The sequence below is a fragment of the Mucilaginibacter phyllosphaerae genome (assembly GCF_004378255.1).
Taxonomy (GTDB): Bacteria; Bacteroidota; Bacteroidia; order Sphingobacteriales; family Sphingobacteriaceae; genus Mucilaginibacter; species Mucilaginibacter phyllosphaerae.
Genome location: NZ_SNQG01000003.1, coordinates 106,641 through 130,632 on the forward strand (window position 1 = coordinate 106,641; position 23,992 = coordinate 130,632).

Genomic DNA, 23,992 nt, shown 5'->3' on the forward strand with positions numbered 1-23,992 from the left:
CATGGCCGCAAAAGAAGTAACCGTAGCAAAATATTTGCAGATGCGCTTGGAGCAGATGGGCCTTAACCACCTGTTTGGCATAGCCGGTAATTACACCGCGCCATTCCTGAACACCATTCTGGAGGATAAAAAATCAAAAATACAGGTAATTAACGATACCAATGAGATTAACGCCGGCCATTGCGCCGATGCTTATGCGCGTTTAAGGGGCTTTTCGGCAGTGGCGGTAACGTATGGGGTGGGTGCATTTACCTTGCTTAATTCGGTAGCGGGCTCTTATGTAGAGCATTGCCCCGTGCTGGTAATTAACGGCGCGCCAACCAGCAGCGACCAGATGAAAAATATCGCCCAAGGCATGCTGGCATCACACATGACGGGCGATATGTACAGCAACATTAACGTGTACCGCAATGTAACCGTAGCGGCAGAGCAGGTTACCAGTTGTGTAGATGCCCCCTATAAAATTGATGCGATACTGGATGCCTGCATTTTATATGGCAAACCCGTTTACCTGGAGGTTTTTGAAGATGTATGGCGCATGACTTGTAAACCGCCAAGCACTCCGCTAACTGTTAAGGCGTTAAAGGGCTGTAAAGAGAACGCCCTGAAGGCCGCCCAGCATGTTGCGGCCATGTCGCTCAATAAAAAGATAATTTTTTGGGGCGGCGAAGAAATTCAGCGCTATGGTTTGCAGCAAGAGTTTTTAAACCTGGTAGAAAGCACCGATACCGAGTTTGTTACCTCTATACTGGGTAAATCCATTGTGTCCGAAGATCATCCTAAATTTAAGGGGGTGTTTAACGGCAATGCATCGCCCAAAGATGTAAAGGAGCGTTTTGAAAAAGCAGATGTTAAAATTGGCCTGGGTGTATGGACAACCGGCAAAAACCTGGGCGGTTTTGACGTTTGGAAAGACGATACCGTACTGGCCAACCACAGCGGTGTTAGAATGGGTGCGGCCTATGAACCGAATGTATCGCTAAAAGATTTCATAATCCTGTTAAAGCAGGAACTATTGAAAGTGAAGTTTAAAGCCTACCAGATGTACGGGCCGGGCAGGCTTAAAGCCTCATTTTTTGTAGCCGAAAGCATGACCAAAGCCAAGCCCGTTATACCCGTAACGTACGACCTGTTCTTTGGGCGCATGAGCAAATTTATTGATGCCCGCCACGTGGTGGTAGCTGATGCCGGTTTCCCGCTACTGGGTGCGCAGGGCATCCATATTGCCGAGGCTAACGGTTTTGTGGCGCAGGCATCGTGGCTGTCTATCGGGTATTCGGTGCCGGCGGCAACGGGGGTTAAATGCGCCCGGCCGGATAAGCGCGCAGTTGTTTTTGTGGGCGACGGCGCTTTCCAGGAAACCTGCCAGGCCGTATCTACCCAAAATAAGCTTAAGCATAATACCATTGTTTTTGTGCTGGATAACGGTATCTACGGTATCGAGCAGATGCTGGTAAACCCCAACCCCTTCCGCGGTAAGGATAAGGTGGAATACCCGCTGCCCGATCTGAACACGGTTTACGCCTACAACGATATGCACCGCTGGAAGTACGCCAAACTGGTGGATGTATTTGGCGGTAAAGGCTTTGAAGTAACCAATATGGATGAACTGGAAACCGTTTTAAACCAATTGGATAGCATAACCGAGAATACCATTATTCACGTGTACCTGCCCAAAACGGATATCCCCGAGGCCATTGCCTACAAAAATGCCAAACCCGGCGAGGATGAATTTTTAAATAAGAACTGGAGTTTATGTTAATAGATTAATTGTGAGGGTTGCCGGATAATTTGATAATTATCCGGCTTTTTTTATACCGCAACTACGGTCATCTCGCTTAGAATTTCCAGCGCTTCGTCAATATTGGCAATGCGGTCTATACTCAGGCGGAGGGTGTTTTTTACTTCCTTAAGATTGGTGCGGCGTGGGTTACGCTGTACAAATTCCAGCACTTCTTTAAAGGCCTCAGTTTCAAAATAAGCAGATTGCTGGTTGGTGATAAAATAACCGCGCAGTACATTTTTTTTAAGCGATACCTTTTCAAAGCCGATGGCTTTGCCCAGCCATTGCAGCCGCATAGAGTTTAACAGATCATGCACCTGTGGGGGGAGCGGGCCAAACCTGTCATGCAGTTGCTGCTTAAAATCCTGCAGCTGGTTTTCGTTTTCCAGTTTGCTCAGTTCGGTGTACAGGTTATAGCGCTCGCCAATGTTGGTTACATATTCATCCGGGATCAGGATCTCCTGGTCGGTATCTATCTGCGTAAAGCTGATGAATGGTTTTGGCTTTTCATCCGGGAAAACGCCTTTAAATTCGTCCTCTTTTAGCTCCTGTATGGCCTCGTCCAGTATCTTGTGGTACATGTCAAAACCAATTTCGGCAATAAAGCCGCTTTGCTCGGCACCCAGCAGGTTACCGCTTCCGCGAATGTCTAAATCGCGCATGGCTACGTTGAAACCGCTGCCCAGGTCGCTAAATTCTTCAATGGCGCTCAGGCGCTTGCGTGCCTCGTTGGTGAGGGTGCTTAAAGGCGGACTCAGTAAATAGCAGTAGGCCTTTTTATTGCTTCGCCCCACACGGCCGCGCATCTGGTGCAGGTCGCTCAGGCCAAACATGTGGGCATGGTTAATAATAATGGTATTGGCATTGGGGATATCCAAGCCGGCCTCAATGATGGTGGTGGCCACCAGTACATCATACTCGTGGTTCACAAATTTCAGCATAACGTCTTCCAGCGCATCGCCCTCTAACTGGCCGTGGGCAATACCTATGCGGGCTTTTGGCACCAGTTTATGGATCATGGCGCCCAGCTGCGGCAGGTCGGCCACGCGGTTATGGATAAAGAACACCTGCCCGTCGCGCTCTATCTCGTGCTGCACGGCCTCTTTTATCAGCGTGTCATTAAACACGTGTAATTCGGTAACTACCGGCTGCCTGTTAGGTGGCGGGGTAGAAATAATAGAAAGGTCCCTTGCACCCATCAGCGAGAAATGCAGTGTACGCGGGATAGGCGTTGCCGTAAGCGTAAGCGTATCCACATTGGCGCGCATCTGTTTCAGCTTTTCTTTTACCGTTACCCCAAACTTTTGCTCTTCGTCGATGATCATCAGGCCCAGATCTTTAAACTTCACATCCTTACTCACCAAACGGTGTGTGCCTATAATGATATCTACCTTGCCCTCTTTTAGCCCTGCAAGGGTGTCTTTTATTTGCTTGGTGGTTTTAAAACGGTTCACATAATCAATGTTCACCGGGAAACCTTTGAGCCTGTCGCTAAATGTTTTGTAATGTTGGGCCGCCAGAATGGTAGTAGGCACCAAAATGGCCACCTGCTTGCTATCGGCCACCGCCTTAAATGCGGCCCGTACCGCTATCTCTGTTTTACCAAAGCCTACGTCACCGCAGATCAGCCTGTCCATCGGGTGCGGCGATTCCATATCTTTTTTAAAATCTACTGTAGCCTTCTCCTGGTCCGGAGTGTCCTCATAAAGGAAAGATGCTTCCAACTCGGTCTGCAGATAACTATCCGGCGAAAAGGCGTTCCCCTCCTGCGCCTTACGCACGGCGTAAAGCTTGATCAGATCGCGGGCGATGTCCTTAACTTTTTTTTTTGTGGTTTTTTTGAGGCGTTCCCAGGTATCGGTACCCAGCTTGTTCATGCGGGGTTCGGTGCCTTCTTTACCGCTGTATTTACTGATGCGGTTAAGCGAGTTGATGTTCACATACAGCAGGTCGTTATCTGCATAGATCAAACGGATCATCTCCTGCACTTTGCCGTTCACTTCCACTTTTTCCAGGCCGGCGTATTTGCCAATGCCGTGGTCAATATGGGTGATAAAATCGCCGGGCTTTAAGTCGCGCAGTTCTTTTAAAGTAATGGCCTGCGACCGCTGATAACCTTTCTTAAGCTTGTATTTATAATAACGATCGAAGATCTGGTGATCTGTATAGCAGGCCAGCTTTTGTTCTCTGTCTATAAAACCTTCGCGGATAGATACGCTGATCGGGGTAAACTTTACGTTCTTATCCAGGTCTTCCAGTATGGCGTAAAGCCGTTCTACCTGTCGTGCCGAATCGGTAAGAATGTAGTTCTCTATCTTTTCGGCGTCGTTATTTTTAAAATTATGGATCAGCAGGTTAAAATCTTTATTAAACGATGGCTGCGGGCGCATCTCAAAATTGATCTGTGCGGCATCGTTGTAAAAGAATTGCTTGCCAAATTCTACCAGGGCAAAATCATGCAGCTGGTCGGCTATCAGTTTTTCGTCGGTAAAGCTAAATTTAGGGTCTATCCAATCCGGGTTCTGGTTCTTTTCATCGGCAGATAAGGCCTTCCATAGCTGGGTAGCTTTTTTATGGCCGGTTTGGATGATATCCAGCGTAAACTGTACGTCCTTTATCCATACCTGCGTATCCGGCTCCACATATTCCAGCAGCGAAATGTTATTCTCCGTCAGGAATTTAGACTGCACATTGGGTACAATAGTAATATGCTTCACCTGCTCTACCGATAGCTGGCTCTCTATCTCAAACGTACGGATCGACTCAATGATATCACCAAAAAATTCAACCCGGTAAGGCAGATCATGCGAGAAGGAGAAAATATCTACAATACCACCACGTACAGAGAATTGCCCTGGCTCGTAAACAAATTCAACCCGGTCAAAATCATACTCCACCAAAAACTCCGTAATAAAATCAATACTGAGTTTGTTATTAACCGAGATCTCCAGCGTGTTTTTCTCCAGCGATGAACGGTCTATCACCTTTTCGGCCAGGGCTTCGGGATAGGTTACGATCAGCTGGCCGTATTCGGTAGCATGATTAAGCTCGTTCAATACCTCGGCACGGGCCAAAACGTTGGCGCTGTCGGGCTGGGTAAATTCAAAGGGTTTGCGGTAGGATGAGGGAAAAAGCAGGATGTCTTTACCGGTCAGGTTCTCCAGATCGGCCAAAAAGTAAGCGGCCTCTTCGCGCTCGGGCAGCACAAATATCATGTGCTTATGCTGTAAAAAATACAATGCGGCGGCCATGGCCGCATCTCCCGACCCGACTAACCCACGCAGCTGTACCCTTGGATTTTTACCGGCATTTAAGGCTTGCGCCAATGCCTTTATCCGCTCGTCTGCCTTATATCGCTCTAATATATCACGGATGTTCAAAACGGTGTAAATATAGGTAAAAATGCTTTTTTGCAGCAGGCAGATAATATATCATAAAATTAAAGCAAACAATTTGCGCTTATGTTTACTTTTAAATGATATTTCCCAATTACAACAAAGTATAACTTTTATAACATGAAAAACTCGGTAATATTTGGATTGATAATAGGTGTTTTAAGTTTAATATGGCTGTTTGTGATGCGGTCTACAGGTTACAACCTGTCTGACAGTAAAACCAACCCGATAGAGTATGTTTCGGTACTGATACCGCTGATAGGCTTATTTTTTGGCGTTAAAAACTTTAGGGACGGTGAGCTGAAAGGTAACATGGGCTTTTTAGAGGCTTTGATACAAAGCTTTAAAATATTACTGGTAGGCGGTGTACTTGCCGTGTTTGCCGGTATCATATTTATTAACTGGGGTAACGTGGATAGCACGGATACCACCTTCCAGAGTTTTAGCGGCCGCATTTTTGGCGCCCTGCTTGTTGGCGTGATAGAGGCTTTTGCCGTATCTTTATTGCTGACCACTAAAAGCAACCGTGTCGATTAGGCAAATATTTAACCGTTATTTTGAATTAACATTCTGGATTATGGCTTTGGCCTGCCTGGCGTTTACTAACCCGGCCGGCCAAAGCCATTTTAGCTTATGCCCCTTAAAGCTGCTTGGCTTTACCTGGTGCCCGGGCTGTGGCTTAGGCCATGCTATTTCTCATCTTTTTAGGGGCGATATTAAAGCGTCCTTCCATGCGCATTGGCTGGGCATCCCCGTGCTGGCCGTTTTGCTGTACCGGATATACACGCTTGCTGTAAAAAAGCCATATCGCTTTCAATAAGTATCGGTAAAAAAAGTTCCCCTATTTCGCCGGATAAATATCCATACTTACCGATTGTTTGAGCGCGATTGCCTATTAACTTTAGGCAGATTTGTCATTCGATAGTAGTTTTACATCATCAATCACAACATAACAATTAACAAAATGGAAACTTACAATCCTTATATGTCACTGCCAGGCATCACAACAGAGGAAATGGCAGTTTTACACCAGGCAACAAGCAGCCTTACCGATAGCCAGAAGCAGAGCTTCTTTATGATCTACTCCAGCAAAAGAAGAAGCGCGCAGGATATTTTAATATTTACACTGCTTGGGTTTATTGGCATAGCCGGTGTGCAACGGTTTATGGTAGGCCAGGTTTTAATGGGTTTATTTTACTTTTTCACCGCCGGTTTTTGCTTTATCGGTACCATTGTAGATTTGATAAACCACCAATCCATCGCAAACGAATACAATCAAAAAATGGCCTACGAAAGCTTTAACATAGCTAAAATGGGCTTGTAATTAAACAATTGATCATCTAAACCATATCATAATCATGAAAACTTTTAAAACAGCAACTGCCAATAAATTAGCCTCACGCTTCGATCAGGAATTAATGAATATCTTAATGAACGACCTGAGGCTTATCAAATTAAAAACAGCAACAGCTACCAAAAGATAAGCGACGGCTACAAATTATAAAAGAATCAAAACGGGGTAAGAATTGGAAGGCTGATGCAAATTAGCCTGCACCAAAGAAAATATTACCTGTACGTTTTGATTTTTTTTGTGGCCTCTCCCGAGTAATAGAAAGGAAGATTAATCCGGTTACCCTTTATCGCCTAAGATTCTCTCCCCGGAGAGGGGTTGCGTAGGAATATGAAATGGCAGGGAGGGGTTTATCTGTTATGCCTTACACAGAAACCCCTCCCTGCACCCTCCGTTGGGAGGGAATCGCGCAAAGCCCAAACGTTATGGCGGGACGAGCCTATAAAATTATTCCTTCCAAACCTCGCCCCGCCTTATTATCTTAGTGCAATTATGAAATTAGCACAGCTAACCGCTTACCTGGAAAGCCTGGCCCCGCTGGCCTATCAGGAATATTATGACAATTCGGGATTAATTGTAGGCCAACCGGATATGGAAGTGAACCAGGCCCTGATATCTCTGGATTGTACCGAGGCCGTGGTAGATGAGGCCATTGCCACCGGCTGCCAGGTTATCATATCGCACCACCCCATTGTTTTTAAAGGCCTAAAACGTTTTAACGGCAAAACATATGTAGAGCGCGTGGTTGAAAAAGCCATCCGCAATAACATTGCGCTGTACGCCATCCATACCAACCTGGATAATGTGATGACGGGTGTTAACGCCCGCATTTGCGAAACTTTGGGACTCACCAATACCCGGATACTGGCACCTAAACAAGGGTTGCTTAAAAAGTTGGTAACCTACGTGCCGATAGCGCAGGCAGAGCAGGTGCGTAAGGCATTGTTCCATGCAGGGGCGGGCCATATTGGCGAGTATAGCGAATGCAGCTTTAATGCCGAAGGTACCGGAACTTTTAAAGGCGGCGAAAACAGCGACCCTTATGTGGGCGAGCCCGGCATCCGCCACCATGAGGAGGAAATGCGGATAGAAACCGTTTACCCTGCAAACCTGGAAAGTAAGATCATTATGGCGCTGGTATTGGCGCATCCGTATGAGGAGGTAGCGTATGATCTGTATAACTTAACCAACCAACACCAACAGATAGGCAGCGGGATGATAGGCGAACTGGAGGTGCCGGTGGACGAAGCTGAATTTTTAGGCGAAGTAAAAGCTGCGATGGATTGCGCGGTGATACGGCACACCGCCTTTACCGGGAAACAGGTAAAAAAAGTAGCGGTTTGCGGCGGCTCGGGCGGCTTTTTGTTGAAACAGGCCATTGCTGCTGGCGCTGAGGTTTTTATCACGGCTGATTACAAATACCACGAGTTTTTTGACGCCGAATGGAAAATAGTAATTGCAGACATCGGACATTTTGAAAGTGAGCAATTTACGCAACAATTATTGTGCGAAATTATTCAAGAAAAATTTGTTAACTTTGCCATCCGTTTAACAAAAGTGAATACAAACCCCGTCAAATATTTTATTTAATGGAACAAACCATAGAACAAAAGCTTAAAGCTTTATACGACCTGCAAACCATCCACACCAAAATTGACAAGATACGCCAGGTAAGAGGTGAATTGCCTATGGAAGTTGCAGACTTGGAAGATGATGTTGCCGGCCTTGAAACCCGCATCCAAAAGATCAAGAATGAGCTGGATGACCTGGAGGACGAAATTGTAACCCGCAAAAATCTGATCAAAGACGCACAGTCTAACATAAAAAAATACGAAGCCCAGCTAAACGAGGTTAAAAATAACCGCGAGTATGATGCCATCTCTAAAGAGATTGAAATACAGGGCTTAGATATACAGGTGAGCGAGAAAAAAATTCGCGAGTACGGTTTCGAGATCGCCTCAAAAACCAGCATTTACGAAAAAGCACAGGCCGACCTTGATGCCCGCCGTGCAGATCTTGACGCCAAAAAAGATGAGTTAGGCACCATTACCGCCGAAACTGAGAAAGAAGAAACTGAACTAACTGCACAGGCAGAAAAAGCCACAGGTACAATTGATGAGCGTTTATTGATCGCTTACAGCCGCTTGCGCAAAAATGCTAAAAACGGTTTGGCAGTAGTTACTATTCAGCGCGATTCTTGCTCGGGTTGCTTTAACCAGATCCCGCCCCAGCGCCAGTCAGACATCCGTCAGCGTAAAAAAATTATCGTTTGCGAGCATTGCGGGCGTATTTTGGTTGATGAGCTAATGGCTTTGGAAGAAGAGAACGCATAACGTAACAGAACCACTATTCATAAACTTATATTTAAAAGGCTCCTTTGCGGAGCCTTTTGTGTTGGTATAAAAAGCATAATCGCAATGACGAGAGTTGGTTTTTCGAGGATGGCTCATTTATAATCCACTAAATTTTCAAATAAAATTCTAATCCCGGCGTTAAGGGTTATCTTTACCACCGAGAAGATACAGAGCTATGGGATTACCGCTAAGGATTACATTTAACGATAAGGATTACGTTTACCAGATAGTAAACAGCCGTTTGATCAATCAAAAAACTACCGAACTGGAACTGTTGCTAAACGGAGAAAAATTGCAACTGGTAAAAGAAAACACCATCTGGATACAAAAGGAAGGCGAACACCACACGCTCGACCCGCAATTTGTGCAGGCGCTTGGCCGGTCGGTTTCGTTACGGCTAAGAATGTGATATTATTTAATAAACCAATATATAAAATGAAAGCCCTGCAGAAAAATTCTGACAGGGCTTTCATTTTATATGCATAGTAAACTTATATCGCCAGTATCTCTACTAACTTTAAAAAGTTAGGGTTTATTTCAACATTGTGTTTGCAGGCATGCTCAAACGGCGTGTACGAGATCTCGTTATGGATAACACCTATCATTTCGTTGCGGTGGCCGTCTTTTAGCGCCTCTACAGCGGCAACGCCCACACGGCTGGCCAGCACCCTATCCATGCAAGACGGGCGGCCGCCTCTTTGAATGTGGCCCAAAATAGATACCCGGGTATCATAATGCGGAAAGCGTTCTTTTACATGGCGGCCTATCTCAAATGCGCCCCCAACATCATCCCCTTCGGCAACAATTACAATTTTTGACAGCTTATCCTTACGGCCATGCTCCAGCCTTTCGCAAAGGGCATCAATATTGGTTTTACTCTCTGGTATCACAATGGCTTCTGCGCCGGATGCAATCCCGGTACGCAGGGCGATCAGGCCCGAATCGCGGCCCATCACCTCCACAATAAACACCCGGTCATGAGATTCTGCCGTATCGCGTATCTTATCTACCGCATCAATAACGGTATTAATAGCCGTGTCATAACCGATGGTAAAATCGGTGCCCAGCAGGTCGTTATCAATGGTGCCCGGTAAGCCAACCACGGGGATGTCAAACTCTTCACCAAAAATATGCGCGCCGGTAAAAGTACCGTCGCCGCCAATGGCAACAAGCGCATCAACACCATGCTTTTTTAGCTGATCGTAAGCCAGTTTGCGGCCTTCCGGGGTGCGAAACTGCTCGCTGCGGGCTGTTTTAAGAATGGTACCGCCACGCTGAATAATGTTGGAAACAGATTTCCTGTCCATGGCAAAAAACTCGCCGTTTATCATTCCCTCGTACCCTCTGCGGATACCGGTTACATTAATACCATAATAAATTGCGGAGCGTACTACCGCCCTGATGGCGGCATTCATACCCGGTGCATCACCACCTGAGGTAAAAACTCCAATGTTTTTGATCTGCGTCATTTTATAAAGGGCGCTGTCGCGTTATGTGTGTAAACAGAAATAAATTATAAAAAGCCAGCAGCAGGCCGCATCGTTTTTATAAATTTCCGCGAATTTACATTAATTTTTTTTAGCCGCCTACTTTTTATAGGCTGCTATGCCACTTTCCAGGTAAGCCTTAAAGGTTTTAACATCGCTGGCGCCTTGGGGCGGTTGTACCAATGTTTCGCCTTTCTCATTAATAATTACATAGTACGGCTGCGCATTGGTTTCGTATTTAGAGATCTCAAAATCCAGCCATTTGCCGCCCAGCGTAGTGATATTTTTATGCGTTGCCTTAGAGGTGTACTGCTCTGCAGCCGGCAGCTCTGTTTTGTCATCAATAACCAGCTGCAGCATCACAAATTCGTTTTGCAGCAGTTTAAGTACTTCGGGGTTGGGCATTACGTTCTGCTCCATTTCGCGGCAGTTAACGCAATTCCAACCGGTAAAATCTATTAGGATGGGCTTGTGCAATTGTTTGGCAACTTCAATAGCCTGGTCGTAATCGTACCAATCGTCAAGCCCTTCTACCTTTGGCAGGCGTTTAAAAAGCTCTTCGTATTTTTTTGTTTTGATGGTTGTTGTATTTGCCGGGGCTGCTGCCAAACCGCCGCCTGCCGATATTTTAAAGTCCTGCGTACTTAAGGGTGGCAGTAATGCGCTGATTGCTTTTAATGGCGCCCCCCAAAGGCCGGGCACCATGTATATGGTAAAGGCAAACATGCCCATAGCTATAAATGTACGGGTTACTGTTAAATGAGTAACATCGCTATCGTGCGAGAACTTGATTTTGCCAATAAGGTATAAACTCATCAATATGCCAATGGCTATCCACAGGGATAAAACCACTTCGCGGTCGATCAGGTTCCAGTGGTAAGCCAGGTCGACATTCGATAAAAACTTCAGAGCGAATGCGATCTCGATAAAACCAAGGATCACCTTAACGCTGTTTAACCAGCCGCCAGATTTTGGCAGGCTTTTTAGCGCCGACGGGAACATGGCAAATATGGTGAACGGCAAAGCGATAGCTAACGAGAAGCCAAACATCACTATAGCCGGGCCAAGCCTGTCGCCTTTGGTAAAGGCGCTTGATAGTACGCCGCCAATTGCAGGGCCGGTGCATGAAAACGATACTACTACCAGCGTGGCGGCCATAAAAAAGATACCGGCTAAACCGCCCTTGTCAGAATTTGCATCCAGCTTGTTGGCTAATGAGCTTGGCAGCGTTATTTCAAACGCCCCCAGGAATGATGCCCCGAATACGATCAGCATCAAAAAGAAAAAGAAGTTGAAGATGCCGTTGGTTGCCAGCCCGTTTAAAGCTGCCGGGCCAAAAATAATGGTAATAAGCAAGCCAAAAACCACATAAATAAATATGATGGATAAGCCATACAGGCCAGATTGCCAGATGGCATTGGCCCTTGTACCTCCACGTTTGGTAAAAAAGCTAACCGTTAAGGGCAGCATAGGGTAAACGCAGGGCAACAAAAACGCTGCAAACCCGCCTACAAAGCCAATGATAAATAACTGCCAAAGGCTTGTGTTTGCATCATCTTTACCGGCAGCGGTTGCCACTGATGCTACCGTAGCGGCCTTCTTTGCAGTATCTGTAACAGGTGCTTTCTTTTTAGCGGCCGCAATACTGTCTGCCGCAGTTGGTATATCCGTAAACTGTACATCGTTGGTAGAAACGGTATCGGCTGTTTGGGCTTTAACCTGTTGCGGCGCTATGGCCACAACAGTAAAAAGGGCAATCAATAGTATTAACGCGTGCTTAAAAGGGCGGCGCAGGGGGGCTGGTATCATTTGTGCTGACTTAAAAAAGGGATTATTTACCTAAGGGGACAGAGAACTTAACCTCGTCTGGCGGAAGGCACTTTTGATCGTTACAGGTCATAAATTCCAGTTTGCCTTTTACAGCCGATGCCTTAGCCGATTTTAATTTGATCTTTTGCTGAAACACAACCGAGTTTTCAAAGTAGCCCACATTCATACCGAATGTTTTTTCGTATTTGGTTATCGGCTTGGGCTCAATAGTTGGGCCGGCCAGCGTGTATTCTTTTGACGGTGCAAAGGTAAAGCTGGTTTTTACCGGCCCGCCCTCTTTAACCGATTGCGAATAAATGTGCCAGCCCTGGTCAATCGTAGCCTTTAAAAACACAATGGCCTCGGTGTTGCTGACCTTTTTGGCCGCGTATGACCACCTTACCGGTTGTTCAATCTGCGCGAATGCTGCCGTGCTTAACACTAATACAGCTAATAAAACTACTATTCGTTTCATATTTTATTTATTTAAAAACTCTATTTCTTTTAAGTTATACAGATGCTCGCCATCGTTTTGTTCAACAACCAGCAAACCGTTTTCTTTAACGTTTATGATCCGGCCCTCAAACTTCTCCCCGTTCGACAGGAATTTATGCCATTCGTTTAACCGATATAGTCGGCTAAGGTACATATTCCTTACAAAAGCGCCCCGCCCGGCTTTAAGGTGCAGATAATAGGCTTCTGTATGGTTGCAAATTTCTGCTAATATATTTTTTAATTCATAATCCCTTTGTAATATCTTTTTAACCGATGTAGCATTTATGGCGCTCTCATCAAAGTTTACCTGGTTAATATTGATGCCGATACCTATTACCGAATGCCTTATCTGGCTGCCCTGTAAAACATTCTCTATCAGCATGCCGCCAAGTTTATTATTGCCGTAATAAATATCATTGGGCCATTTTATCTTCAGGCTGTCACGCAGCAGGGGGTATAAAGCGTCATATACACCCATACTAACGGCGCGTGTAAGGTCAAACTGCTGCTGTGCCGATAAAAAGGTGGGGTTTAATAAAATGCTGAAAGTTAAATTTTTGCCGGGCTCGGCATACCAGGTGTTTTGGCGCTGGCCGCGGCCGGCAAACTGGTGTTCTGCCATAATGACCGTTCCTTCAGGTACTGGCTTGGAATTTGACAGGATATTTTTAAGGAATGTGTTTGTTGAGTCAACTTCTTTTAGTGTCACTAAATTTTGTCCCACAAATAATCCTGAAAATATGTTATTTTGCAACGTATAATATTTTTAAACCCGAAATCGTTCAAAACTAAATCTTTTTAATGGTAAAAAGTAAAGTGATAAATGAATCCGCCTACATTTCTGAACTGGCCATACACGGCATGCAGGAAAAAAAGGGGAATGATCTGGTAAGGCTTGATCTTCGTAATATAAACAGTTCGGTAGCAGATTACTTTGTAATTTGCCACGCCGATTCGGCCACACAGGTAAAAGCAATTGCAAATAGTGTTGAGGAAGAGATTTATAAAGCCATGCAGGCAGAACCCTGGAGAAAAGAGGGCCTGGAGTATGGCGAATGGATACTGCTGGATTATGTAGATGTAGTAATACACATCTTCAGGACTGATAAACGCGAGTTTTATGGTGTTGAAGACCTATGGGGTGATGCTGAAATTAAAAGCTACAAAAGCGCTTAAACAAAGCTCAGGTTAAAAATACCCTTTTAAATTAATAATGATTGATGAGCTTGTAGAACATGGAAATTAAAGATAAAAAGTCCGAATCCAATAAACCTTTACGCAAGGTTCCGAATAAAAAAATCACGCCTAAACCGCCAAAGTTTAACCTGATGTGGCTTTATGCTATCGCGATTATAGGCATACTGGTTGTGCCAACCTTAATGAGCGGCAGCATTGGCAAACAGATAGATTTTCAGCGTTTTAGCAATCAGATGCTGCGCACCGGCGATGTTGACCACATTGTGGCCTACAAAAACGGCGACCTGGTAACGGCCGAGGTTTACATTAAAAAGGATAGCCTTACCAAAGCACAGTACCAGGATGCCAACAAAGGGCAGCGCGGGCTGGGCATTGCCGCCAACGAGCCGCAGTACAATTTTACAGATGCATCTTACGAAAGCTTAAAGCAATCTATCGCTGCGGTACAAAAAGATGTGGCTGATGCACAAAAAACACCTATAGAGTATCAGCAGGGTAAAGAGAACCTGCTGAGTAACTGGCTGGTACAAATGGTAATTATGGCGGCCCTGCTTGTTGTGGTGTGGCTGTTTATTATGCGCCGGATGGGCGGTGGTGCAGGCGGCGGCGCAGGCGGCCAGATCTTTAACATCGGTAAATCAAAGGCTACCCTGTTTGATAAGGAGGCACAGGTATCGGTAACGTTTAACGATGTTGCAGGCCTGGAAGAAGCCAAACAGGAGGTGATGGAAATTGTAGATTTTCTTAAAAACCCTAAAAAATACACCAACCTGGGTGGTAAGATCCCTAAAGGGGCATTATTAGTAGGCTCGCCGGGTACCGGTAAAACCTTGCTGGCCAAAGCGGTTGCCGGCGAAGCGCAGGTACCTTTCTTCTCCCTTTCAGGATCTGATTTTGTGGAGATGTTTGTTGGGGTGGGTGCATCACGTGTGCGTGATCTGTTCCGCCAGGCAAAAGATAAGGCGCCATGTATCATTTTTATTGATGAGATTGATGCCATTGGCCGCGCCCGTGGTAAAAACAATATGATTGGCGGTAACGATGAGCGCGAGAACACGCTTAACCAGTTGCTGGTAGAGATGGATGGTTTCGGTACCGACTCGGGTATCATTATCCTGGCAGCAACCAACCGCCCGGATGTACTGGATAGCGCCCTGATGCGACCGGGACGTTTTGACAGGCAGGTATCTATCGACAAGCCCGATTTGATTGGGCGCGAGCAGATCTTTAAAGTGCACTTAAAGCCTTTAAAACTGGCAGAAGGTGTGGATCCGAAAAAACTATCGGCACAAACACCGGGTTTTGCAGGTGCAGAGATTGCCAACGTTTGTAACGAAGCAGCCCTGATTGCTGCCCGCCAGAACAAAGAGGCGGTTGATATGAAAGATTTTCAGGATGCTATTGACCGGGTGATCGGCGGGCTGGAAAAGAAAAACACCCTGATTTCGCCGGAAGAGAAACGCGTGGTGGCCTACCACGAAGCAGGCCATGCCATTGCCGGCTGGTTTTTAGAGCATACCGATCCATTGGTTAAGGTATCTATCGTTCCGCGTGGTGTTGCCGCATTAGGATATGCACAATACCTGCCAAACGAACGGTTTTTGGTAGCCAAAGAAGAACTGATAGACGACATGACGCTTTCTATGGGCGGCCGGGTTGCCGAGGATATTATTTTTGGTAAAATTACTACCGGCGCCTTAAGCGACCTGGAGCGGATTACACGCCTGGCTTACGGTATGGTTAAGATCTACGGAATGAATGATAAAGTGGGTAACCTTTCTTTTTACGACCCGCAGGGCGACAACCAGTTTGTAAAACCATACTCTGATGCTACGGCAGAGCTGATTGATGCCGAAGTGCGTAACCTGATCGAATCTGTTTACGCCCGCACTAAAGACCTGCTGAACAAACATCGCGAAGGGCTGGAAAATGTAGCCGCAAAATTGTTAGAGAAAGAGGTGCTTTTTCAATCGGACCTGGAAGAGATCTTGGGCAAGCGCCCGTTTGAGCACCGCACCGCATACGATAAGTTTGTTAATGGCGAACCGTCGCTTGTGCCGGATAATAACGCGATACCCGATTCGCTTATCGACCCAACCATCTCTAACATAGAGAAAACAGGCGATAACATCTAAAACATCGTATTTAATGGATAACTAAAAAAGTCGCAAGTCTGGTAATAAGATTTGCGACTTTTTAGTTTATACTTGTTAATTTTGGCCCGGCATGAGGGATATCACTACATCTAAAGAAAAGCTTTTGAAAAAGGTGCGTAAAGCGCTGCTGGAAAAACGCGACAACCCGTATCCCAATCTGGAAGACCTGCCCATGTACCCGCCGGGCGAAGAAATACCGGAGGTTACCTTTGCCGAAGAGTTTACAGCGGTAAGCGGCCAGTTTGTTTTTTGCGAAGACGAAGTGCAGTTTATAGAGAACCTGCTGGAACTTGCCGAAGAGCGTAAATGGCATAAAATTTACTGCTGGGAGCCGCCATTGCAAGAGATACTAAGAACCTACGAATATCCTTTTTTTGAAACCGATAAAGATTTTGAACAGGCCGAAGTAGGTTTTACCCTTTGCGAGGCACTGATAGCCCGCAACGGCACTATACTGTTATCAAACGCCAACGCCGCCGGCCGCCGGCTAAGTATTTACCCGCCGGTACACATTGTGCTGGCCTACACCTCGCAGTTGGTGCCCGATCTGAAAGACGGTTTTAAACTGCTGAAAGAAAAATACGGCAGCCACCTGCCATCAATGATAACCCATGTTACCGGCCCAAGCCGTACTGCCGATATTGAGAAAACACTGGTTTTAGGCGCCCATGGGCCTAAAGAGCTATTTGTGTTTTTGCTGGATGGGTAAACCACATATTTATACGCAAAGTATCGCATCGCTACGTTTGCTTGCATAACAGACGCGAAGTATCGCGTCTCTACGTTTGCTTGCATAACAGATGCGAAGTATCGCGTCTCTACGTTTGCAATTTCAGATCCTCCAGCTTACTTTCTTCCAAAACCATCCGCTCGCTAACATTTTTGTGGTAAGCCCATTTTACCAGGCGGATATAACCGCCCTCAATTTCTATCCCGGTAATATCGCCGTCGTTAAAACAGCAGCAGCCGGTGTTAAAATAGGTATCCAGGTAGCCGTTAAAATCAGGCTGGGTGTTTCCTTTCAGGTGCAGGCTGGTTATCTTTTTTTCCAGTTCGGTAATTTTTAACACATCATGCGCTTTTTTAGCATTATCCAGGCCGGTGTAAAGGATCTCCAGCTGGGTTAACGATTTAAAAACCGGCTGGTGCGTATGCCCGGTTATCAGCAGCATGTTTTTACGCTTACTGCTCCATTCATACATCATCCGGTTATGATCTGTTTTTAACTGATTGTTATATGCCGGCGTATTGGGGTTGATGCGCAGGAACCCCTGCAGCGGCCCCCATACATCAGATACAAACCACTTGCTAAACCAATTGCCATCGCTCTGCAGGTCGCCCTGGTGGCCGTGGGTCATAAAAATTTCTAATGGCTGGTTATTGATGCTGGTTTTTAAAATAACACCTTCATATACATGGATGGTTTTGCCGTAGATCTGCAGCAAACTAATTGCAGCCAGCGGGTCGTTGCCCCAGTACAAGTCGTGGTTGCCAAATATCTTTACAAAGCGGTCGTCGTTAATAAACAGTTTTTCTTTCTTAAACGTAGCTTTATTATGGCGTTTAACACTGATGAACAGGTTTTCCCAAAGTTCTTCGCTATCGCCAAGGTTTATATAAATAAACTGCTGCTGGTTATAATGATCGAGCGCTGCCAGATAGTTTTTAGCCGACCGGGCAAACATATCTGCACCATCCCTGGCGCCCTTGTGCTGGTCGGACAGGATGATGAACCTGTCTTTATCCATCTCGAACGGGATCACCAGCCCCTTTTTACCGGGCTTTACCATTATGTTTTTATACAGCGCGCCCAGGGCCTTATTCACCCGTGCTTTGTTGGGGCGCGACGAAAACCTATCGGCCAGGGCAGAAACCGGTTTGTAGAGTAAGCGTTGTAAAAAACGGCGCATGCAGGTTAAACATGCGCCGCCCTATATTGTGTGATAAGGTATAATGATAAATGGAAAATGTTGGGCAGAATGCTCCGCCCGTCATTTCCTTCCATATGCTTCCCCCAAAGCATACATTTTTTTAAATATTATAAACAGCCTGTAGGTTTAATTGCTAAATCCGTTTTCAGCATCGCCGGGCAAATCAACTATTGATATGCAAATCAAAATTGCGGATATACAGAAGCGGTTGAAAGAAGAAGAACACGGTAACCGGGTGGGTATTTATCTGATTAAATACCGTGAAAAAACGGTACTTATTTAATGGGAGCGGATAGTAAGTTTGTATCAATCAATTTGTTTTTTTACTAAACCATAATCAAAATGTTAACAAAAATTGTTAAAGAACCCACTTCAGATAAAGAGTTGCTAAACGGGGCTGAAGTTACCCAGGACCAATTGGACGGATTGTCTGGTAATTACTTTTTAAAAGTTCATGTCACTTCCAAGGGGCGGATACGCCGTATGGATGCATCTAATCCTGCGCCGTATCAGGATTTGGAAAAAAGGGATACTAAAACTATCTATTTTACAAAAGAAAAAATTGAAGAGCTTTTTAAAGATAATCCGGGCAGCGACGGGCTAAAGATTTACCTTGGGGTACATAATAAAGATATATATCCGGGTATCAGGGACGATAATTACGAAAACAAAGTTATGGTGGTTTTAGTGGCAACAAAAGGAGAGGCAGAAATGAAAGATGTAAACGATAAGGTAATGATAGCTGGTGTTAAAAGTGGCGGAATGGATAACGGCAAGCTATGCCCGCCGGATAAAACCTGTTAAACTTGCTAAATGTTTAGGCGCCTGTATCTTGTATTTGAGTTAGTTGCTCTGTTAACTGTACTTTTTTGTTTTGACAAAATAAAAAAAACAGCGTATAAATACTTTGCACCGTATCTGGCCTTTGTACTGATATATGAAGTTGGCTCTATAGAGAACTGGTTTGTAATAGATCACAAAAATTTGTGGATCTCAAATATTACGCTCGACATTTTTTTTGTTTTTTATAGCGTATTCTTAACTCAGCTGATCAGGAGCATAAAGTTTAAGGGATGGATAAAATATATTATTATTTTATCCATCCTGTTTTCCATAATAAATACGATATTCATTCAGGGCTTTTGGGAGTTAAATACCATCACTATTTTAATACAGTTTGTTATTCTGATTGCTTTAGCTTGCTTTTATTTTTACGAGCTGATGCTTCAGCCCAACTATGTATTTAATATTGCCAGTGGGCCCGGTTTTTGGATGAGTACAGGCGTGTTATTTTTTTGCCTTACCGAGTTTTTATTTTATTCGGCATTTGCCTATATGGCCTACGAAAAAAATTATACGCATTATGATATCGTTCAGCTTGTATTATCTAATATAGCCAATGCAATTCTTTACTCCTGCTTAACAATTTCATTTTTATGCATACAAAAGATGAAGTGCTGATAGCTATTATTTTTGCCGGGACAGTAATTTTATTACTGCTGGGTATTTTTATTATCAGTTTTTTATTCTTTTACCAAAAAAGGCATAATACGCATCTTTCAGAACAAAAAAACCTGAAGGCAGCATTCCAGCAAGAACTCCTCAAAACCCAGGTAGAGATACAGGAACAAACGCTTAACCACATCAGCCGCGAAATTCATGACAATGTTACGCAGGTACTGTCATTTGTAAAACTAAACCTGGCCATACCGGTAAAAAGCACCGCAAAAGAAACCGAATTAAAAATAACCGAAAGCCGCAACCTGGTAGCACAGGTGATAAATGATCTGCGCGACCTGTCTAAAAGCTTAAGCTATGACCATATTGTACAGCTTGGCCTGGTAAAAACCATCGAGATAGAAACCGATCGCCTGAATAACAGCGGGATGATCATTGCAAACCTTGCCATAAACGGCAACCCGCATAGCCTGGGCGAACAGCGCGAAGTAGTACTGTTCCGCATTTTTCAGGAAGGGCTGAATAATGCCCTTAAACACTCGGGGGCAAAACAATTAAATATCGGCTTGGATTATTTTAACGATTTGTTTAATTTAACCATTCAAGACAACGGTGTGGGTTTTTTGGCCGGGGCGCTCCCTAATGGCGGTTCGGGCTTAAAAAACATGGTGAACAGGGCCGCTTTAATTGGCGCCGATGCTGCTATAAACAGCGCGCCGGGAGAAGGCTGTTGTATTAAAATTGGGATCAACCACCTTACACAACATACATATGCCAACGCAAACTACAATAGCCCTGGTTGATGATCACCGCCTTTTCAGGAGTGGTATCGTATCATTAATAAACAGCTTTACAGGTTATAAAATATTATTTGAAGCAGCTAATGGCGAAGAGCTTACCCGTAAAATATCGCCAAAGCTTAAGCCCGATATTGTTTTGCTGGATATTAATATGCCCGTTATGGATGGCGTAAGCACGGCACAATGGCTGCGCAAAACTTATCCCGAAATAAATGTCATCATCCTATCGATGTTTGAAGATGCCGAAAAGGTTTTGGGGATGGTTAAAATGGGCGTAAAAGGATATTTGTTAAAAGATGCCGAGCCCCACGAATTTGAACAGGCCCTTGCCAAGGTAACCCAGGGCGATTTATACTACCCCGAATTTGTTACCCGCCACCTGGCACACCGCTTTAGCAAAACTACCGAACAGATTAAGCTGAATGCCCGCGAAATTGAATTTTTAAAACTGGCCGGTACCGAACTTACCTACAAGGAAATTGCCGACCAGATGTGCGTTAGCGCCCGTACCGTAGATGGCTACCGCGACCAGCTTTTTGAAAAACTACAGATAAAAAGCCGTGTGGGGCTGGTTTTATACGCCATAAAAAATAAAATGATTGAGTTGTAATTTGCTAATTATTTTAGCAAATTTGCTTTCATGTCGCATGAGGATAACGCCGGATTTTTTAAGGGGAGAGGGGCGCAGGTAAACACCCACAACAAGTTTTTAAAAAACAAATATGTGCTGGAGCACATTGAAGGGCTTGACGAGCAGCTGCTGGAAAACACCCATACGCAGCTTTTTGAAGAAAACCCTAAAAAGATCGTGAGCGAATCTGACAGCCCCGATCTGAGCCATTTTCATTCCATTAACCCGTATCAGGGCTGCGAGCATGGCTGCATTTATTGCTATGCACGCAACAGCCACGAGTATTATGGCTTTAGCGCCGGGCTTGATTTTGAGCGCAAGATCATCGTAAAGCGTAATGCGCCCCAACTGCTCGAAAAATATTTAAACAAAAAAGGCTACCAGCCGGTACCCATAGTGCTATCGGGCAATACCGATTGCTACCAGCCGATAGAGCGTAAGCTGAAGATTACACGCGGCCTGCTGCAGGTATTTTTAAAATACCGCCACCCCGTAAGCATCATTACTAAAAATAATGTAGTGCTGCGCGATATAGATCTGCTGGGCGAAATGGCGGCTATGAAGCTGGCCCATGTAAATGTATCTATCACCACGCTGAACGAAGCTTTAAGGCAAAAACTGGAACCGCGCACCGTAACAGGTATGAGCCGATTGGGGGTGATCCAAAAACTGACGGAGAAGGGTATCCCCTGCCGGGTGATGGTTGCGCCCATTATACCGGGGCTAAACAGTAACGAGATCCCCGATATTATAAAAGCCGCGGCAGACCGTGGCGCGGTATCTGCCGGGTTTACCATTGTGCGCCTGAATGGCGCCATTGCCGAGATCTTTACCGATTGGGTACACAAGGCCTTCCCGGACAGGGCAGAAAAGGTGCTTAACATGATCAAAGCCTGCCACGGCGGCAAGCTGAACGACAGCGAGTTTGGCCGCCGCATGAGTGGCGACGGGCACGTAGCGCAATCTATCCATCAGTTATACCGCATGGCCTGCATGCGGTTTTTAGCAGGCCGCGAGATGCCCGATTATGACCTTACCTTGTTTACGCCCAAAAGCGGTAAACAAACCAGTTTGTTTTAACAAAAATTGTAACCTGTTTTAATACAGCAGGGGTTTATCCATGCCGGTATAGCATGGAATAAACCCCTGTAATAAATATGAATGGATGTGGCCGGCTTATTCGCCCTTAGGCGAAATGTCTACTATTTTGGCTTCGCTTTCCCTTTGCAGCTTTTTAAGCATTTCAGACCCTATCAGTGCATCTATTAAGCCATTGCCGTTGCCATTCTGGCCGTTAACCAAAATCTCGGGCACCAGTTTAATACCATTGGCCGCTAAGGCCTCTGCTACGCGTACAATGGCGTATTGTTCGGTACCCATGGCTTCGGTTTTTTGTTTGGTCACTTCGGCTTCGGCTAAACCAATGGCTTTTATTTTGCCGGCATCGGCGTTACCGTTCACTTCGGTTGCGTTGGCATCCGCCTTGGCGTTTATGGTTTTTGCTTCCGCATCGGCACGGGCAATAATGGTTTTATTCTCGGCATCCGCTTTAGCGTTAATCACCCGCGATTCCGCGTCGCCTTTAGCAGCAGCAACCCTTGAGGCAGCCATTTGAGTGTTGATCTCTACCTGCCGGGTTGATTTTACCACCTCGGGCTGCATATCGGCACCGGCTTTGGCGCTTTCAAATTCTTTACGCTCTATCTGTGCGCTTTTTTGAATTTCGTAGGTAACGCGTTCCTGCTCGGCTATTTTACGGTCGGTAAGGGTTTTCATCAGGGCTTCGGGCGGCACAATATCGCCAATTAAGGTATCTACACCCTCTACGTTATAGGCGGCTAATACTTTACTGATCTGTTCCCTCGCGTCTTCCTGCCTTTGCGACCGCGCGGTTAAAAACTCTATCACACCACTTTTTTGCGCCGAGTTACGAAAGTAGTTGGCAATAGTAGGTTCCAGCACCTGCGATACCAGGTTTTTCATGTTACCGAAACGGGCGATAACCTTTGGCGCTTCGTTACGCGGGATGTGGATGATCTGCGAAACATCCAGATTAAAGGTAAAACCATCTGATGAACGCACGCTGATGGTGCACAGGTTTTTATCCAGCTCGTGGCTCTCGGTTCGGCTGTTGGCCCAGTTTAATACAATGTTAGTAGTAGGCACTATCTCTACCGTATGGGTATATATATTTACCGGGTGCTTGCCCGGATCCAGCGGTTCGTCCCAAACACCTTTATCATATTTTTTTACGATGTTACCGTGGGTAAAGCCGGTGCCGCTGGTATCTTTCCCCTCCGGCCCTACAAAGGAGTTCACCACGCCCACAAAACCAATGTGGATGTGAATCATTTCTACCTGTTCTACAATGGCAAACCAGGGGTTTAAATAATAGGTACCCGCCAGTATCACATCTTCCTGCAAGCCCTTTTTACCGCCGGCTTTAATAAAGGCCATCGGGTCCTGGTAGTTGCGGTGCCCCATTACAGATCCGCCTGCTATCTCGCCTTTTTCCAGTGGCTCACCATCTAAGGTGGTTACAATACCCACCTTGTTTTCATGAATGCTGGTGATAGGCACCATCACAATCTCGAACAAAAAGGTATTGATACGATAGTTACCCGGCGTTAAGAAAGCGGCCTGCGGACCTTTTTGGCCGTTATTTTCCAGGAACGCCTGCGAATCCTGAAATTTGTCGCAGTCTACCGGTTTGCCCAGCACACGGCCGGTATCCATTGGGGCACCGTCTTTAGCCTTTACCAGGCCCAGCTTATCCTGCGGGATAACCGTGAAGGACTCCATCGTAATAATGTATTGCCATGGCCACATGCGCCAGTAAAGGCCCGGGGCAAGCGGCTTGGCCTGCATACCCGCTTCGCCATAAATAGCAATGATGCGGCCGTCGGGCAGCCGCTTATCCCCGTAAAGGGTGAATTTTTTAACAACCAAACCAATACGATCATCAGGAACGATGATCATACCAAAAAATACGCGCAATACCAATTTGTAAAGCACCAGAGCGCCAACCAGCAGGGCTACCCACCAGAGTTGAATAATTGTTTCAGACATTTGTTTTTTGATTTATTTAACGGGGCCCTTAAGGTGCGGGCTCCTCACAATAACTTATAGCTTTATGAGACCTTGG

22 protein-coding genes are annotated in these 23,992 nt (G+C 45.5%); 15 read left to right on the forward strand and 7 right to left on the reverse strand.

Annotated elements, in window-relative coordinates; genetic code table 11:
• Nucleotide 1: 1 nt before the first annotated feature.
• Entirely contained in the window at nt 2-1,762 is a 1,761-nt protein-coding gene (locus E2R65_RS08645; RefSeq protein WP_134336097.1) for an alpha-keto acid decarboxylase family protein, read from the forward strand.
• Between the two features lie 50 nt (nt 1,763-1,812).
• Here the strand turns inward: E2R65_RS08645 and mfd are convergent, their stop codons facing one another.
• Nucleotides 1,813-5,163, reverse strand: coding sequence for a transcription-repair coupling factor (gene mfd / locus E2R65_RS08650; protein WP_134336098.1), 3,351 nt, complete (start codon nt 5,161-5,163; stop codon nt 1,813-1,815).
• Between the two features lie 135 nt (nt 5,164-5,298).
• Between mfd and E2R65_RS08655 the strand changes: the two genes are divergently transcribed.
• From E2R65_RS08655 to E2R65_RS08680, 7 genes are all read left to right on the forward strand, one after another.
• Nucleotides 5,299-5,715: a DUF4199 domain-containing protein gene (locus tag E2R65_RS08655; RefSeq protein WP_134336099.1), complete on the forward strand. Its 417-nt coding sequence runs from the start codon at nt 5,299-5,301 to the stop codon at nt 5,713-5,715.
• Nucleotides 5,716-5,755: 40 nt separating this feature from the next.
• A complete protein-coding gene (locus E2R65_RS08660) occupies nt 5,756-5,998 on the forward strand; it encodes a DUF2752 domain-containing protein (RefSeq protein WP_134336100.1) in 243 nt (80 codons plus the stop codon).
• Between the two features lie 144 nt (nt 5,999-6,142).
• Complete coding sequence (locus tag E2R65_RS08665; protein WP_134336101.1) at nt 6,143-6,502, forward strand: TM2 domain-containing protein; 360 nt, start codon at nt 6,143-6,145, stop codon at nt 6,500-6,502.
• A 34-nt stretch (nt 6,503-6,536) separates the two neighbouring features.
• A complete protein-coding gene (locus tag E2R65_RS19895; RefSeq protein ID WP_260172301.1) occupies nt 6,537-6,662 on the forward strand; it encodes a hypothetical protein in 126 nt (41 codons plus the stop codon).
• Nucleotides 6,663-7,021: 359 nt separating this feature from the next.
• Complete coding sequence (locus E2R65_RS08670; protein ID WP_134336102.1) at nt 7,022-8,119, forward strand: Nif3-like dinuclear metal center hexameric protein; 1,098 nt, start codon at nt 7,022-7,024, stop codon at nt 8,117-8,119.
• A complete protein-coding gene (locus tag E2R65_RS08675) occupies nt 8,119-8,862 on the forward strand; it encodes a zinc ribbon domain-containing protein (RefSeq protein WP_134336103.1) in 744 nt (247 codons plus the stop codon). The genes E2R65_RS08670 and E2R65_RS08675 overlap by 1 nt, the downstream gene beginning before the upstream one ends.
• 196 nt (nt 8,863-9,058) lie before the next feature.
• Nucleotides 9,059-9,292: a hypothetical protein gene (locus tag E2R65_RS08680; protein WP_134336104.1), complete on the forward strand. Its 234-nt coding sequence runs from the start codon at nt 9,059-9,061 to the stop codon at nt 9,290-9,292.
• Nucleotides 9,293-9,374: 82 nt separating this feature from the next.
• Here E2R65_RS08680 and pfkA read toward each other — a convergent pair whose 3' ends face one another.
• The 4 genes from pfkA to E2R65_RS08700 all read right to left on the reverse strand — a co-directional run bounded on the left by pfkA (nt 9,375) and on the right by E2R65_RS08700 (nt 13,398).
• The gene (gene pfkA / locus E2R65_RS08685) at nt 9,375-10,352 is read right to left on the reverse strand and encodes a 6-phosphofructokinase (RefSeq protein ID WP_134336105.1); all 978 of its coding nucleotides are present in this window, start codon (nt 10,350-10,352) and stop codon (nt 9,375-9,377) included.
• A 117-nt stretch (nt 10,353-10,469) separates the two neighbouring features.
• Nucleotides 10,470-12,179 (reverse strand): protein-disulfide reductase DsbD family protein, encoded by a 1,710-nt coding sequence (locus E2R65_RS08690; protein WP_134336106.1) that lies wholly within the window; start codon nt 12,177-12,179, stop codon nt 10,470-10,472.
• Between the two features lie 22 nt (nt 12,180-12,201).
• Nucleotides 12,202-12,654 (reverse strand): protein-disulfide reductase DsbD N-terminal domain-containing protein, encoded by a 453-nt coding sequence (locus E2R65_RS08695; RefSeq protein ID WP_134336107.1) that lies wholly within the window; start codon nt 12,652-12,654, stop codon nt 12,202-12,204.
• Nucleotides 12,655-12,657: 3 nt separating this feature from the next.
• A complete protein-coding gene (locus E2R65_RS08700; protein WP_229704626.1) occupies nt 12,658-13,398 on the reverse strand; it encodes a biotin--[acetyl-CoA-carboxylase] ligase in 741 nt (246 codons plus the stop codon).
• A gap of 77 nt (nt 13,399-13,475) precedes the next feature.
• Here E2R65_RS08700 and rsfS point away from each other — a divergent pair, with 77 nt between their 5' ends.
• The 3 genes from rsfS to E2R65_RS08715 all read left to right on the forward strand — a co-directional run bounded on the left by rsfS (nt 13,476) and on the right by E2R65_RS08715 (nt 16,736).
• Complete coding sequence (rsfS, locus tag E2R65_RS08705) at nt 13,476-13,850, forward strand: ribosome silencing factor (RefSeq protein ID WP_134336109.1); 375 nt, start codon at nt 13,476-13,478, stop codon at nt 13,848-13,850.
• Between the two features lie 59 nt (nt 13,851-13,909).
• A complete protein-coding gene (gene ftsH / locus E2R65_RS08710; RefSeq protein ID WP_134336110.1) occupies nt 13,910-16,006 on the forward strand; it encodes an ATP-dependent zinc metalloprotease FtsH in 2,097 nt (698 codons plus the stop codon).
• 91 nt (nt 16,007-16,097) lie between these two features.
• Nucleotides 16,098-16,736, forward strand: coding sequence for a LutC/YkgG family protein (locus E2R65_RS08715; protein ID WP_134336111.1), 639 nt, complete (start codon nt 16,098-16,100; stop codon nt 16,734-16,736).
• A gap of 109 nt (nt 16,737-16,845) precedes the next feature.
• Here E2R65_RS08715 and E2R65_RS08720 read toward each other — a convergent pair whose 3' ends face one another.
• Nucleotides 16,846-17,937, reverse strand: a complete 1,092-nt coding sequence (locus E2R65_RS08720) for a metallophosphoesterase (RefSeq protein WP_134336112.1) — start codon at nt 17,935-17,937, stop codon at nt 16,846-16,848.
• 363 nt (nt 17,938-18,300) lie between these two features.
• Between E2R65_RS08720 and E2R65_RS08725 the strand changes: the two genes are divergently transcribed.
• From E2R65_RS08725 to E2R65_RS08740, 4 genes are all read left to right on the forward strand, one after another.
• The gene (locus tag E2R65_RS08725; RefSeq protein ID WP_134336113.1) at nt 18,301-18,762 is read left to right on the forward strand and encodes a hypothetical protein; all 462 of its coding nucleotides are present in this window, start codon (nt 18,301-18,303) and stop codon (nt 18,760-18,762) included.
• A 632-nt stretch (nt 18,763-19,394) separates the two neighbouring features.
• Nucleotides 19,395-20,219, forward strand: coding sequence for a sensor histidine kinase (locus tag E2R65_RS08730; protein ID WP_134336114.1), 825 nt, complete (start codon nt 19,395-19,397; stop codon nt 20,217-20,219).
• Entirely contained in the window at nt 20,188-20,826 is a 639-nt protein-coding gene (locus E2R65_RS08735; RefSeq protein ID WP_134336115.1) for a response regulator transcription factor, read from the forward strand. Before E2R65_RS08730 ends, E2R65_RS08735 begins: the two co-directional genes overlap by 32 nt.
• A 30-nt stretch (nt 20,827-20,856) precedes the next feature.
• Nucleotides 20,857-21,927: a PA0069 family radical SAM protein gene (locus tag E2R65_RS08740; RefSeq protein ID WP_134336116.1), complete on the forward strand. Its 1,071-nt coding sequence runs from the start codon at nt 20,857-20,859 to the stop codon at nt 21,925-21,927.
• Between the two features lie 96 nt (nt 21,928-22,023).
• On the opposite strand, the gene E2R65_RS08745 is transcribed toward E2R65_RS08740, so the two are convergent.
• Complete coding sequence (locus E2R65_RS08745; RefSeq protein ID WP_134336117.1) at nt 22,024-23,916, reverse strand: SPFH domain-containing protein; 1,893 nt, start codon at nt 23,914-23,916, stop codon at nt 22,024-22,026.
• Nucleotides 23,917-23,992: the final 76 nt, after the last annotated feature.